Consider the following 13,771-nt stretch of genomic DNA (forward strand, 5'->3'; position numbering starts at 1 on the left):
ATGCGGCTTCTTTACGCTCCAATTTCGCCGTTTGCCCGCAAGGTTCGTGTGCTGGCCTTCGAAAAAGGTCTGTTCGACCTGTTTTCCCTGGAGATCGCCATGCCGTTCCAGGACGAGACCCTTCGCGCTCAGAACCCGCTGTGCAAGGTGCCGGCCCTGATCCTGGAGGACGGCGAGGTCATCTTCGATTCCAGCGTCGTCGCCGACTATGTCGACGGCCTGGCCGAGCCGCGCCTGATCCCGGCGCAGCAGCCGGCCCGCCGCCGCGCCCTGACCTTCGAGGCCGCCGCCGACGGCATGGGCGACGCCTCGGTGCTGGTCGTGCGCGAGCGCATGCGGCCGCCGGAGGAGCATCGCCAGGACCTGTTCGAGCGCCAGCTGCGGGCGGTCAATGCGGCGCTGGATCTGTTCGAGGCGGCGGTCGCCGACGGCAGCCTGTCATCCGATCGGTTCGAGATCGGCGAGATCGCGGTGGCGGTGCAGCTGGCCTATCAGGACGTGCGCCAGGTCAGCGACTGGAGGACCGGTCGCCCGGCGCTTTCGGCCTGGTTTGAAAAGGTCTCGAAGCGCACCTCAATGGTCTCGACCCACGCCAGTGTGACCTAAGGGCAACTGTTCCAAACCCCTGTGCATCATTACGGTAGTTTAATATCGTTTTTCGATAATCGAGATTGGCGGAACGGAAAGCGGCTCCTATTTGTTGACTGTGGCGAGGGGTCGAATGGCTCGGCCCCAACCACGTCTCTCAAACTGGAAAACAAGATGTCCGCCGCCCGCCTGTTCCGCATCGCCGATAAGGTCGTCATGACCGCCATCACCGCCGCCCTGATCGTGGGTGTCCCGGTGTCGGCCGTGGCGTTCGTGGTGCAGACGCTTTAAGGCGAGCCAAGAGTTTCCAGGGTTTTCAAGCCCGAGCTTTTGACGTCTCCTCGCGACGCGGGGCATGTTTGAGCGTCGCTGTTGGGGAGCAGCCATGCGCGCGTTGGGGCCCGGCTCCGTATCGAGTTTCCTGAAGATCATCCTGGACGTCATCTACGTCGGGCTGTGGATCTTCGTGAGCCTTTTGTCGCTGTTCACGCTGGTCGCCCTGCTGTTCAGCTTCAATCCTGAACTCCTGGCCTCGATGTTGCCGATCAGCGACGCCGTCGAGGCCATCAGCCGCAACGGCGCCCTGTTCGCCGGGGCCCTGGCGGCCTACGCCCTGCTGCTGGGCGGCTGGATGATCATCGTCGAGCGGCTGCGTAAGATCTTCGCCACCCTGACGGCCGGCGACCCCTTCCATCCCGACAATGTGGTGCGCCTGCGCCTGATCGGCCTGGTCCTGGCCGGGCTGGAAGTCGGCCGCTACGTCTTTTCGGGCATGGCCCGCTGGCTGGCCCCCAAGGCCAAGGTCATCGACGACAGCTTCACCCTGACCGCCTGGTTCTCGGTGCTGGTCGTCTTCGTCCTGGCCGAGGTCTTCCGCGAGGGCGCGCGCCTTCGCCGCGAAGCCGAACTCACGATCTGAACCGGAGCGATCGCCGCATGCCTGTCCGCGTGAACCTCGACCGCGTTCTGCTGGAGCGACGCATGTCGCTGACCGAGCTGTCCGACCGCGTCGGCGTGACGATCGCCAATCTCTCGATCCTGAAGACCGGCAAGGCCCGCGCCGTCCGCTTCTCGACCCTGGACGCCCTGTGCCGCGAGCTGGAGTGCCAGCCGGGGGACTTGCTGACCTTCGAATACGGCCCGGCGGACGGGCACGACGAGGACGAAGCTTAAGTTTCGCTGGCGATGAAACCGCCGGGACGGCGAGGCGTTTCAGCGGGGAGGCGGGGGCGCCTCGACATCCCAAGGAACATCCATTGTCCGTGACACGCGTAATCTTCGCCTCGGTTCTCACCGTCGGCGCCATGGCCGCCGCTTCCGCCCAAGCCTCCAGCCCGGGCGCCTGGGCCGAGTTCAATCAGCGCGTCACCCGCAGCTGCATCGCCGCCTCCGGGTATCGCAACGCCCGGCCGTCTCCGATCATCGGCTTCGACGATCGTGTCGGTAAGGTCGCGGTGCTGGTGTCCGACAAGTCGCGCGGCTCCAACAACGCCAAGCTCTGCCTGTACGACAAGGTCAAGCGGAAGGCCTATATCGATAGCGCCGACGGCTGGGTCGCCCCGCCGCAGCGCTAATCGATCGCGAGGAGCGGCGGCTAGTTCAGCCGCCGCTTCTTCAGCAGGCTCGCCCGGTCCATCGATCGCACCTCCAGCTCGAAGGCGTCGCCTTCGCGGAGGATCTTCAGGGGCACGCTGACGCCGGCGTCGCCCAGGCTCCACATCCGATCGTAGAACTCGGCGAGGTCGGAGACCGGCATGCCGTCGACCGCCAGGATCAGGTCGCCGGCGCGCAGCTCGGCGCGGGCGGCCGGGCCCTTGGGCGAGATGCCGACGATGACGACGTGGTTCTCCATCTCCTGGGCGAAGATCCCCAGCCACGGACGCGGCGGATGCGGGCTGCGGCCGCGGGCTAGTTCGTCCAGGATCGGCGGCAAGAGCTCGGCGGGGACGAACATGTTGATCGGCTTGGCGTCGCCGTTCTGGTCGCGGCCTTCCAGGGTCAGCGAGCCCAGGCCCACGAGGTCGCCCTTGGGGCCGATCAGGGCCGCGCCGCTCCAGTGCGGGTGGGCGGGGCCGGTGATGATCGCGTCGTCCAGCAGGTATTCCCAATAGCCGGCGAAGGGCATGCGGGCCAGGACCTTGCCCGCCACGGCGTGGGCCCGGCCGCCGGCGCCGGCGGCGATGACCGGCGCGCCGACATCCAGGTCCTTGGCGCTGCCGATGGTCATGACCGGCAGGTCCAGGGGCTCCAGCGCCTGGACCAAACCGAGGCCCGAGCGGACGTCCAGGCCCAGCACATGGGCGGGCACGCGTCGGCCGTCGTTGCGGGTGAGGGTGACCTCTTCGGCCTCGGTGATCAGATAGGCCATGGTCAGGACAAGGCCGCCAGGACCGACCACCACGCCGTTGCCGACGCGCTCGGTTCCCAGGATCGACGCCGTATAGGCGTCGGCCGGGACCTGGGCCTCCAGCGCCACCATCGAGGCCAGCGCCTGGTCCAGGTCGAAGCGATACGCCTCGGCCGACGGGCGCAGGCGGGCTTCGACTTCATAGCCATCGAACGGGGTGGTCACGCGAAACTCCTATCTCAGGCTAGGAATCTGGGACCGTTACCCCGTTCGGACAAGTGCGGCGGTGTGGCTTAAGCCCCGATCGCCGCGCGTTGCATGGCGAACAGCTCGCCGATGCCCTTTTCGGCCAAGCCGTACAGGCTTTCGAACTCGGCGCGGGAGAAGCCGCGCTTTTCACCGGTGGCCTGGATCTCGACGATGTCGCCGCCGTCGGTCAGGACGAAGTTGCTGTCGGCCTCGGCGTTGCTGTCTTCCTCGTAGTCGAGGTCCAGCACCGGCACGTTGTTGAACACGCCGCACGAGACGGCCGCCACCTGGCCCAGGATCGGGTCGGTCTTCAGCACGCCTTCGTCCAGCAGGTACTTGGTGGCCAGGCGCAGGGCGACCCAGGCGCCGGTGATGGCGGCGGTGCGGGTGCCGCCGTCAGCTTGGACGACGTCGCAGTCCAGGGTGATCTGGCGCTCGCCCAGGGCCTTGAGGTCGACGACGGCGCGAAGGCTGCGGCCGATCAGGCGCTGGATCTCTTGCGTGCGGCCGGTCTGCTTGCCGGCGGCGGCCTCGCGGCGGCCGCGGCTGTGGGTGGCGCGGGGCAGCATGCCGTATTCGGCCGTGACCCAGCCGGCGCCCTTGTTGCGCATCCAGCCTGGGACGTTTTCCTCGACCGTGGCGGTCACCAGAACCTTGGTGTGGCCGAACGAGATCAGGCACGAGCCTTCGGCGTAGCGGTTGACGCCGGTTTCCAGCGTGACGGCGCGCAGCTGGTCGGGGGCGCGTTCGGACGGACGCATGGCTTATCTCCGGCTATTTGAATGTCTGTGGATGGCCGCTTATCCTATTGGGAGGCGAAGTTTAAAGAGGCCCACGCCTTTTGTTCGCCGACCGGGTCCCAAACGACACGCCATATGACGCATCTCTTTCCGGGTCCGATCGTCCGCGCGCCGGGCCTCACCGAACTGGACACCCGCGCCCGCGACATCTTCCGCCGGGTGGTGGAGTCGTATCTGGAGACCGGTGAGCCGGTGGGCTCGCGCACGCTGTCCAAGGCCGGGCTGGCGCTGTCGCCGGCCTCGATCCGCAACACCATGCAGGACCTGGCGCAGCTGGGTCTCTTGGACGCGCCGCACACCAGCGCCGGGCGGCTGCCCACCCATGCGGGCCTGCGGATGTTCGTCGACGGCCTGCTGGAGGTCGGCGACCTGGCCGAGGACGACAAGCGGGCCATCGAGGCCCGCCTGGCCGTGAAGGGCCGCTCGTTCGAGGAGGCGCTGTCGGAGGCCTCGTCCGTGCTCTCCGGCCTGGCCGGCGGGGCGGGCATCGTCGTCACGCCGGTCCGTGAGGGCGGGGTCAAGCATGTGGAGTTCGTGCCCCTGGGCGGCGGCCAGGTGCTGGCGGTCATGGTGTTCGAGGACGGCCAGGTCGAGAATCGCCTGATGCGCCAGGCGCCGGGCGTCACGCCCTCGGCGCTGCAGGAGGCGTCCAACTTCCTCAATGCCCGCCTGCGCGGCCGCACCCTGACCGAGGCCCGCAGTGAGATGGGCTCCGAGCTCGATGTAGCCCGCCGGCAGCTGGACGAGACCGCCGCCCGCCTGGTCGAGGACGGCCTGGCCGCCTGGAGCGGCGGGGAGGGCGACGCCCGCTCGCTGATCGTGCGCGGACAGGCCAACCTGCTAGCGGACGCGCGGGCTCGCGAGGACATCGACCGCGTGCGCCAGCTGTTCGACGACCTGGAGCAGAAGGGCCAGCTGATCGGCCTGCTCGACGACGTCCGTGACGCCGAGGGCGTACGCATCTATATCGGGGCCGAAACGCGCCTGTTTTCGCTTTCGGGTTCCTCGGTGATCGCGGCGCCCTATATGACGGGCCGACAGAAGGTGCTTGGCGCGATCGGCGTGATCGGCCCGGCGCGATTGAACTACGCCCGAGTCATTCCGTTGGTGGACTATACCGCCCGGGTGCTGGGGCGGATGATGGATGGATAAGGACTGTACGAGATGACCGACGAGCAAACGCCGGCTGAAGACGTGGCCTTCGAAGCCGATGACGCTTCGCAAGAGATCGAGGCGCTGAAGCTGGAAGTGGCCGCTCTGAAGGAGCAGGCCCTGCGCTACGCCGCCGAGGCCGAGAACACCAAGCGCCGCGCCGAGCGCGAGATGAACGACGCGCGCGCCTATGCGATCCAGAAGTTCGGCCGCGACCTCTTGGGCGTCGCCGACAACCTGTCGCGCGCCACCGCCCACAGCCCCCGCGAGTCGACCGACCCGGCGGTGAAGAACTTCATCATCGGCGTCGAGATGACCGAGAAGGAGCTTTCGGGCGCCTTCGAACGCAACGGCCTGAAGAAGATCGATCCGGCCAAGGGCGAGAAGTTCGACCCGCACCTGCATCAGGCCGTGACCGAGCAGCCTTCGACCGAGGTCGCCGCCGGCGGCGTGGTCGCCGTGCTGCAGGCCGGCTACGAGCTGATGGGGCGCCTGTTGCGTCCGGCCATGGTCGCCGTGGCGGCCAAGGGCTCGACGGGTCCGTCGACGGGGGAGCCTGCGGGCGCTTCGGCCAACCCTTATGCCGGCGCGGCTACGGACGGCGACAGCTCGGGCGGTTCGTTCGACACGAAAGCCTGACTTTAGGCCTTGAGGGCGCGGAAATGACCGCCGCGCCCCCTTCCCCCGTTCGCGCATTGCGATAATGTCGGCGGTCCATTCTCAACGGGGGTAGCGGTCGATTCCATCGACCGACCGCGCGATCTGGACCGACTATGAAGCTTACCATCGAACGGGCGGCGCTCCTGAAGGCGCTGGGTCACGTGCAGAGCGTCGTCGAGCGCCGCAACACCATCCCGATCCTGTCGAACATCCTGCTGTCGGCCGAAGGCGACCGCCTGGCGTTCTCGGCGACCGACCTGGACATGGAGATCATCGACGAGGGCTTCGCCCAGATCGACGTCCCCGGCCAGATCACGGCCCCGGCCCACACCCTGTACGAGATCGTCCGCAAGCTGCCCGACGGCGCCGACGTCTCGCTGACCTTCAGCGGCGATGATCCGCGCCTGGTGATCCAGGCCGGCCGCTCGCGCTTTAACCTGCCGGTGCTGCCGGCCGGCGACTTCCCGGTGATGAGCAGCGACGGCCTGTCGGGCCGCATCGCGGTCGACACCAACGAGCTGATGCGCCTGATCGACAAGACGCGCTTCGCGATCTCGACCGAAGAGACCCGCTACTATCTGAACGGCCTCTATATCCACACGGTCAACGAGGGCGGCGAGACCAAGCTGCGCGCCGTGGCCACCGACGGCCACCGGCTGGCCCTGGCCGAGATGCCGGCCCCCGAGGGCGCGGTCGGCCTGCCGGGCGTGATCGTGCCGCGCAAGACCATCGCCGAAGCCCGCCGCCTGATGGAATCGGCCGGCGAGACGGTCGACGTCCAGCTGTCGCCGCAGAAGGTGCGCTTCGAGTTCGGCGCGGCCGCCCTGACCTCCAAGGTCATCGACGGCGCCTTCCCGGACTATCTGCGCGTCATTCCGCGCGACAACGCCAAGATCCTGACGCTCGACAACGACCTCTTCGCCAAGGCCGTCGACCGCGTGGCCACCATCTCGGCCGAGAAGAGCCGCTCGGTGAAGCTGGCCGTCGAGCCGGGCCGCATCACCCTGACCGTCCGCAACATGGAAGCCGGCCAGGCCGTGGAAGAGGTCGAGGTCGATTACGACGGCGAGCCCTTCGAAATCGGCTTCAACGCCCGCTACCTGCTGGACGTCTGCGGCCAGATCGCCGGCCCGCAGGCCGAGTTCCGCTTCGCCGACCCGGCCTCGCCGACCCTGGTGGTCGATCCGGTCGATCCGGGCGTGAAGTACGTGCTGATGCCGCTGCGGGTCTAAGCAGACCTTCTGCCTCCCCATAATCCGCTCATCCCCGCGAAAGCGGGGACCCATGCTGAGGATCGTGGGGACGTGCGGCGCGAAATCCCGAGCTCGGCTTGGGTCCCCGCTTTCGCGGGGATGAGCGGTATTGGGTTGGAGGGGACTATGAAAACTGGCCTGTTCGTCGGCGCGGCTCTGCTTGCGCTTACCTTGACGTCACCCGTCCTCGCCCAGGCCGTCGATCGCCGCGAGATGGGCGCCCAGATTCTGGAGAACGTGCCGGTCGCCTCGCCCGCGATCCGCGAGAGCCTGTCGCGTTACCAGAACGCCCGCTCGGCGACGTTTGGCGACTGGGCGCCGGACGGCGGGGTGATCATCACGACCCGTTTCGGCAACACCAACCAGCTGCACACGGTGGCCGCGCCCGGCGCCGACCGCAGCCAGATCACCTTCTATGACGAGCCGGTCGGCGGCGCCCACACCCTGCCCGGCGGCCAGATCCTGTTCTCCAAGGACACTGGCGGCGACGAGTGGTTCCAGCTGTTCCTGCGTGGCCCCGACGGCAAGGCCGTCCAGCTGACCGAGACCGGCACCCGTAACGGCTCACCGGCATGGTCCAAGGACGGCTCAGTTCTCGTCTGGTCGCGGTCGACCAAGGGATCGGCCGATTCCGACGTCCTGATGCGCGACGCCTCGGGTCAGGCGAAGGTGATCTACAAGGGTCAGGGTCAGGTCTCGCCGCTGGCCGTGTCGCCCGACGGCAAGACGGTGCTGCTGGGCCGCTACTTCTCGATCTCGGAGTCCAAGCGCTGGCTGCTGGACGTGGCGACCGGCAAGTTGACCGAGCTCAATCCGTCCAGGACCAAGATCGCCTATGCCGGCGGCAAGTTCACGCCGGATGGCCGCAGCGTGCTGCTGCTTTCGGACGAAGGCTCGGACTTCCAGCGCCTGACGGAGATCGACTTGGCCACCGGCGCCAAGGTTATTCTTTCGGGTGAGCGTCCCTGGGATATCGAAGACTTCGCCCTGTCCGACGACGGCCGCATCCTGGCCTATGTCGTCAACGAGGACGGCTATTCGAAGCTGGTGGTGCAGGACTTCCGCACCCGCCGCGCCCTGCCGCAGCCGGAGCTGCCTGCCGGGGTGGTCAGCGATATCGCCTTCTCGCCCGATGGTTCGAAGCTGGGCTTCAGCCTGGCCACGCCCACGGCGGCCAGCGACGTCTGGAGCTGGGGCGTCACCGACGCCAAGCTGGAACGCTGGACGGCCTCGGAGCTGGGCGGGCTGGACGCCAAGGCCTTGGTCAGCCCGTCGCTGGTCCGCTACCCCTCGTTCGACAAGCGCTCGATCCCGGCCTTCATCTACAAGCCCAAGCTGGCCGCTGGCCAGCGGGCCCCAGTAATCATCGACATCCACGGTGGTCCGGAAGGCCAGTCGCGCCCGACCTTCAGCGCCCTGCATCAGCACACCGTGGCCGAACTGGGCGCGGCGGTGATCGTCACCAACGTCCGTGGCTCGACCGGCTACGGCAAGACCTACCTGAACCTGGACAACGCCGAGAAGCGCGAGGACTCGGTCAAGGACATCGGCGCCCTGCTGGACTGGATCAAGACGCAGCCGGACCTGGATCCGTCGCGGGTGGTCGTCTACGGCCAATCGTACGGCGGCTACATGTCGCTGGCCGTGATGACCCACTATTCCGACCGCCTGGCCGGCGGGGTCGAGCGCTACGGCATCAGCAACTTCGTCTCGTTCCTGCAGAACACCGAGGCCTATCGCCGCGACCTGCGCCGCGTCGAATATGGCGACGAGCGCGATCCGAAGATGCTGAAGGCCTTCGAGACGATCTCGCCGATGAACAATGTGGGCAAGATCACCAAGCCGATGCTGGTCATGCAGGGCTGGAACGATCCTCGGGTGCCCAAGTCCGAGTCCGACCAGGTCGTCGCCAAGTTGCGCGGCCAGGGGATCGAGACCTGGTATGTGCAGTTCAAGGACGAAGGCCACGGCTTCCTGAAGAAGGCCAACAACGACCGCCGTCGCGAGGTCGAAACCCAGTTCCTGCAGAAGGTGCTGGGAATCTCCCTGGCGAAATAGATGTTTACGCGGCATGCTTAGCCGTATGGATAAGCATGCCGCCGCCCTCGACGACACCTTCCTGGCCCTGGCTGACCCGACGCGGCGAGCCATTCTGAGCCGGCTGGGCCAGGGTCCCGCCAGCGTCGGCGAGCTGGCCGCGCCCTACGACATGGCGCTGACCTCGTTCATGAAGCATCTGAAGATCCTGGAACGCTCCGGCTGGATCACCAGCGCCAAGGCCGGCCGCGTGCGGACGTGCGCGATCGTCACCGACCGCTTCGCCGACGTCGGCGCCTGGGTCTACGGGCACCGGTCGCTCTGGGAACGTTGACCCTTACGCAAGGGTCATATTGCGGCAGCTCATAAGCGCGGTAAGGTCCGTTTCATATCGAAACGGGAGGCGGCCCATGGCCAAGGTGAACTATGTGACGGTCGGCTCGAACGACCTGGAGAAGGCCAAGACCTTCTACGACGCCCTGCTGGGCTCGATCGGTTTCAGGCCACTGTTCGAACACCCCTCGGGCGGCCGCCTCTATCGCGGCGAGGGCTGCATGTTCGGGGTGCTGGGTCCGTTCGACGGCAATCCCGCCTGCATCGGCAACGGCATGATGGGCGGCTTCGCCTTCGACACGATCGAGGAGGTCGACGCCTTCCACGCCAAGGCCATCGAACTGGGCGGCAAGGATGAGGGTCAGCCCGGTGCGCGGATGCCCAAGGCCTATTTCGCCTATTTCCGCGATCTGGATGGCAACAAGCTCTGCGGCTACAAGCTGGGCTAAAGCCTCACGTCGAAATTCCGCCCTGATCTGGGCCGCTTGCGGTCGCGATTGGGGCGCACCCACTCGTCCTCGCGATATGGAGACATGACATGCGTATCGCCTGGGAGCGCATCGGCGCCGTGCTGATGAGCGTGGGGTTCTGGACTGTCCTGCTGGTCTGGGGGCGACACGGCTTGCACCTGATGCGGGGCGAGGTCCACACCCTGGCCAACCTGGCACTGGCGCGGCGCGGGCCGCTCGCCTGAACTCGGGGGCTGCGCGACGGCGGCGAAGTGCTATTAGGCGCACATGGCGTCGGCCGCTTTGCTTTCCCTGACCCTGACGGACTTCCGCTCGTACGAGCGCGCGCGCCTCGAGACCGAGGGGCGCAGCGTCTACCTGTTCGGGGCCAACGGAGCCGGCAAGACCAATCTTCTGGAAGCGATCAGCCTGCTCACCCCCGGCAAGGGCCTGCGCGGGGCCAGCATGGCCGAGGTCGGCCGCCGGTTGCCGGGTGAGGCCGTGGGCCGGGCCTGGGCCGTGGCGGCTGAGGTCGAGAGCGGTGACGATGCGCCGATCCGCATCGGCACCGGGGTGGAGCAGGGCGGGGCGGCCCGTCGCACCGTGCGCATTGAGGGCGAGACCGTATCGCCAGGGCGCCTGGCCGACCATGTGCGGCCGATCTGGCTGACGCCGGCCCAGGATCGCCTGTTCCTGGAGGCCGCCTCCGAGCGCCGCCGGTTCTTCGACCGCCTGGTCTTCGCCGGCGAGCCGTCCCATGCCGCCAACGCCAACGCCTATGACAAGGCCCAGCGCGAGCGCATGCGGCTGCTGACCGACGCCGCCGACGCCGGGACCGCGCCGGACGCGACCTGGCTGAACGCCCTGGAGGCGCGCCTGGCCGAGGCCGGCGCCCTGATGTCCCAGGCCCGCGCCCGCACCCTGTCGGCCTTGCAGGGCGAGATCGACGGGCGCGGCGACCGACCCTTTCCGCAGGCGCGCCTGACCCTGACCGGCGAATGGGAGAAAATGGCCCTGGATGGGGCGCCTTTTGCCGAAATCGAGGAACGGTTAGCCGCGGCGCTCAGTGTTGCGCGCGCCCGTGACGGGGCTGCTGGGCGGGCCCTGACCGGCCCTCACCGAGGCGATCTGGCCATCTTCCACGTCGAGAAGGACCGTCCGGCGGCGGAATGCTCGACCGGAGAGCAAAAAGCGCTGATTTTGAACCTGGTTTTGGCCCAGGCGGCGCGACTTTCGCGTGCGGAATCCGCGCCGAATCCTGTAATATTGCTCGACGAAGTCGCCGCGCATCTCGACCTTACCCGTCGGGCCGCCTTGGCCGACGAACTCACGGCGCTCAAGCTCCAGGCCTTCCTCACCGGCACGGACGAGTCGCTGTTCGACCATCTCAAGGGTCGGGCATTAGGCGTTCGCGTGGGCGACGCCGGCCTGACTACTCTGGAAGACGAATGACCGAGAACACCGAAGACCAAGTTCCCGAAGAAGTCGTCGCCGCCGAATACGGCGCGGACTCGATCAAGGTGCTGAAGGGCCTGGACGCCGTCCGCAAGCGTCCCGGCATGTACATCGGCGACACCGATGACGGTTCGGGCCTGCACCACATGGTCTACGAGGTGGTCGACAACGCCATCGACGAGGCCTTGGCCGGTCACGCGACGAAGGTCCAGGTGATCCTGAACGCCGACGGCTCGGTGACGGTCACCGACGACGGTCGCGGCATCCCGACCGCCATCCACGAGGGCGAAGGCGTTTCGGCGGCCGAGGTCATCATGACCCAGCTGCACGCCGGCGGTAAGTTCGACCAGAACAGCTACAAGGTCTCGGGCGGCCTGCACGGCGTGGGCGTTTCGGTCGTCAACGCCCTGTCGGACTGGCTGGAACTGCTGATCCACCGCGAGGGCAAGGTCCACCAGATGCGCTTCGAGCGCGGCGACGCGGTGACCTCGCTGGCGGTCACCGGCGAGTCGCCGGTGCGCGAGGACGGCCCCAAGGCCGGCGAGATCCTCACCGGGACGGAAGTGACCTTCTTCCCGTCCAAGGACACCTTCGCGTTCATCGAATTCGACCGGAAGACCCTGGAACACCGCCTGCGCGAGCTGGCGTTCCTGAACTCGGGCGTGACGATCTGGTTCAAGGATCACCGCGACGCCGAGCCGTGGGAAGAAAAGCTGTTCTTCGAAGGCGGCATCGAGGCCTTCGTCCGTCACCTGGACAAGGCCAAGACCCCGCTGCTCAAGGCCCCGATCCTGGTGCGCGGCACCAAGGACAAGGTCGAGGTCGATCTCGCCATGTGGTGGAACGACAGCTACCACGAGCAGATGCTGTGCTTCACCAACAACATCCCGCAGCGGGATGGCGGCACGCACCTTTCGGCCTTCCGCGCGGCCCTGACCCGGATCATCACCGGCTATGCCGAGAGCTCGGGCATCATGAAGAAGGAAAAGGTCAATCTGGGCGGCGAAGACGCCCGGGAAGGCCTGACCTGCGTGCTGTCGGTCAAGGTGCCGGACCCCAAGTTCAGCTCGCAGACCAAGGACAAGCTGGTCTCGTCGGAAGTGCGTCCGGCCGTGGAAAACCTGGTCTCGGAAGGCCTGGCGACCTGGTTCGAAGAGCACCCTAACGAAGCCAAGCAGATCGTCAGCAAGATCGCCGAGGCCGCCGCGGCCCGCGAAGCCGCCCGCAAGGCGCGCGAACTGACCCGCCGCAAGAGCGCGCTGGATATCACCAGCTTGCCCGGCAAGCTGGCTGACTGCTCCGAACGCGATCCGGCCAAGTCCGAGATCTTCATCGTCGAGGGTGACTCGGCCGGCGGCTCTGCCAAGCAGGCCCGTAACCGCGACAACCAGGCCGTCCTGCCGCTGCGCGGCAAGATCCTGAACGTCGAGCGGGCGCGCTTCGACAAGATGCTGTCGTCCGACCAGATCGGCACGCTGATCACGGCCCTGGGGGCCGGCATCGGCCGCGACGACTTCAATCCGGACAAGGTGCGCTACCACAAGATCGTGCTGATGACCGACGCCGACGTCGACGGCGCCCACATCCGCACGCTGCTGCTGACCTTCTTCTACCGGCAGATGCCGGAGCTGATCGAGCGCGGCTACATCTACATCGCCCAGCCGCCGCTCTACAAAGCCGCCAAGGGCAAGTCTTCGCGCTACCTCAAGGACGACGCCGAGATGGACGCCTTCCTGGTGGACGAGGGTGTCGACGGCGCCGAGCTGGACCTGGCTTCGGGCGAGCGCATGACCGGCCAGGACCTGCTGGCCCTGGTGCAGACCTGCCGCTCGGCCAAGGGGAATATCGACCGCCTGGCGGCCCGCGCGCCGGCCTCGGCGATCGAGCAGGCGGCCCTGGCCGGCCTGCTGGGCGATACGCCCAATGTCGAGGCGGCCGCCATGCGCCTGGATCTCTACGCCGAGGAGGGCGATGGCCCCTGGAGCGGCGAGCGCGGCGACACCGCCTTCGTGTTCAGCCGCGTGCGTCGCGGGGTGTCCGAGCGGATCGTGCTGGACGACGTGCTGCTGCACGCCGCCGACGCCCGCCGCCTGGCCGAACGGGCCGTCAAGCTGGCCGAGATCTTCTCAGGCCGCGCTGTTTTCCGTCGCAAGGACAAGTCGACCACGGTTCGTGGTCCCCTGGACCTGGTGAACGCGGTGCTGGACGCTGGCCGCAAGGGCCTGACCATCCAGCGCTACAAGGGCCTGGGCGAGATGAACCCCGATCAGCTGTGGGAGACCACGCTGGACGTCGAGGCGCGCACCCTGCTGCAAGTGCGGGTGAATCATGCCGACGACGCCGACGACATGTTCAGCCGCCTGATGGGCGATCTGGTCGAGCCGCGCCGCGAGTTCATCCAGGAAAACGCCCTGGACGCCGAGGTCGACGTCTAGAACACTGTTCTAA

General features: G+C 67.3%; 16 protein-coding genes. 14 read left to right on the top strand and 2 right to left on the bottom strand.

The window, feature by feature from the left end; all coding sequences use genetic code 11:
• The 5 genes from J7528_RS12580 (at position 1) to J7528_RS12600 (ending at position 2,162) form a co-directional block, all read left to right on the top strand.
• Positions 1–606 carry a glutathione S-transferase N-terminal domain-containing protein gene (locus tag J7528_RS12580; RefSeq protein ID WP_291874709.1) on the top strand — a complete coding sequence of 202 codons (606 nt, stop codon included), beginning with the start codon at positions 1–3 and terminating at the stop codon, positions 604–606.
• 156 nt (positions 607–762) lie between these two features.
• Positions 763–879 carry a hypothetical protein gene (locus J7528_RS12585; protein WP_291874710.1) on the top strand — a complete coding sequence of 39 codons (117 nt, stop codon included), beginning with the start codon at positions 763–765 and terminating at the stop codon, positions 877–879.
• Positions 880–973: 94 nt separating this feature from the next.
• On the top strand, positions 974–1,507 hold the full coding sequence (locus tag J7528_RS12590; RefSeq protein ID WP_291874712.1) for a DUF2975 domain-containing protein: 534 nt from the start codon (positions 974–976) through the stop codon (positions 1,505–1,507).
• Positions 1,508–1,524: 17 nt separating this feature from the next.
• The gene (locus J7528_RS12595) at positions 1,525–1,761 is read left to right on the top strand and encodes a helix-turn-helix transcriptional regulator (protein ID WP_291874714.1); all 237 of its coding nucleotides are present in this window, start codon (positions 1,525–1,527) and stop codon (positions 1,759–1,761) included.
• Between the two features lie 83 nt (positions 1,762–1,844).
• Positions 1,845–2,162: a hypothetical protein gene (locus tag J7528_RS12600; RefSeq protein WP_291874715.1), complete on the top strand. Its 318-nt coding sequence runs from the start codon at positions 1,845–1,847 to the stop codon at positions 2,160–2,162.
• A 20-nt stretch (positions 2,163–2,182) separates the two neighbouring features.
• On the opposite strand, the gene J7528_RS12605 is transcribed toward J7528_RS12600, so the two are convergent.
• Both J7528_RS12605 and rph read right to left on the bottom strand, forming a co-directional pair.
• Positions 2,183–3,160: a S1C family serine protease gene (locus J7528_RS12605; RefSeq protein ID WP_291874719.1), complete on the bottom strand. Its 978-nt coding sequence runs from the start codon at positions 3,158–3,160 to the stop codon at positions 2,183–2,185.
• Between the two features lie 68 nt (positions 3,161–3,228).
• On the bottom strand, positions 3,229–3,945 hold the full coding sequence (gene rph / locus J7528_RS12610) for a ribonuclease PH (RefSeq protein ID WP_291874722.1): 717 nt from the start codon (positions 3,943–3,945) through the stop codon (positions 3,229–3,231).
• Positions 3,946–4,059: 114 nt separating this feature from the next.
• On the opposite strand from rph, the gene hrcA reads away from it, so the two are divergent.
• The 9 genes from hrcA (at position 4,060) to gyrB (ending at position 13,758) form a co-directional block, all read left to right on the top strand.
• Positions 4,060–5,136, top strand: coding sequence for a heat-inducible transcriptional repressor HrcA (gene hrcA, locus J7528_RS12615; RefSeq protein WP_291874724.1), 1,077 nt, complete (start codon positions 4,060–4,062; stop codon positions 5,134–5,136).
• Positions 5,137–5,148: 12 nt separating this feature from the next.
• On the top strand, positions 5,149–5,775 hold the full coding sequence (gene grpE / locus J7528_RS12620) for a nucleotide exchange factor GrpE (RefSeq protein ID WP_291874726.1): 627 nt from the start codon (positions 5,149–5,151) through the stop codon (positions 5,773–5,775).
• Between the two features lie 134 nt (positions 5,776–5,909).
• Complete coding sequence (gene dnaN, locus J7528_RS12625; RefSeq protein ID WP_291874728.1) at positions 5,910–7,028, top strand: DNA polymerase III subunit beta; 1,119 nt, start codon at positions 5,910–5,912, stop codon at positions 7,026–7,028.
• A gap of 147 nt (positions 7,029–7,175) precedes the next feature.
• Positions 7,176–9,107, top strand: a complete 1,932-nt coding sequence (locus tag J7528_RS12630) for a S9 family peptidase (protein ID WP_291874730.1) — start codon at positions 7,176–7,178, stop codon at positions 9,105–9,107.
• Between the two features lie 25 nt (positions 9,108–9,132).
• Positions 9,133–9,420 (top strand): metalloregulator ArsR/SmtB family transcription factor, encoded by a 288-nt coding sequence (locus tag J7528_RS12635; protein ID WP_291874925.1) that lies wholly within the window; start codon positions 9,133–9,135, stop codon positions 9,418–9,420.
• A 76-nt stretch (positions 9,421–9,496) separates the two neighbouring features.
• Complete coding sequence (locus tag J7528_RS12640) at positions 9,497–9,868, top strand: VOC family protein (protein ID WP_291874733.1); 372 nt, start codon at positions 9,497–9,499, stop codon at positions 9,866–9,868.
• Between the two features lie 89 nt (positions 9,869–9,957).
• Positions 9,958–10,113 carry a hypothetical protein gene (locus tag J7528_RS12645; RefSeq protein ID WP_291874736.1) on the top strand — a complete coding sequence of 52 codons (156 nt, stop codon included), beginning with the start codon at positions 9,958–9,960 and terminating at the stop codon, positions 10,111–10,113.
• A 43-nt stretch (positions 10,114–10,156) separates the two neighbouring features.
• Positions 10,157–11,320: a DNA replication/repair protein RecF gene (gene recF / locus J7528_RS12650; RefSeq protein WP_291874738.1), complete on the top strand. Its 1,164-nt coding sequence runs from the start codon at positions 10,157–10,159 to the stop codon at positions 11,318–11,320.
• A complete protein-coding gene (gene gyrB, locus J7528_RS12655) occupies positions 11,317–13,758 on the top strand; it encodes a DNA topoisomerase (ATP-hydrolyzing) subunit B (protein ID WP_291874741.1) in 2,442 nt (813 codons plus the stop codon). The genes recF and gyrB overlap by 4 nt, the downstream gene beginning before the upstream one ends.
• The last annotated feature ends 13 nt before the right edge of the window (positions 13,759–13,771 follow it).

It is taken from the genome of Caulobacter sp. (genome assembly GCF_017744445.1).
In the GTDB taxonomy this organism is placed as follows: Bacteria; Pseudomonadota; Alphaproteobacteria; order Caulobacterales; family Caulobacteraceae; genus Caulobacter.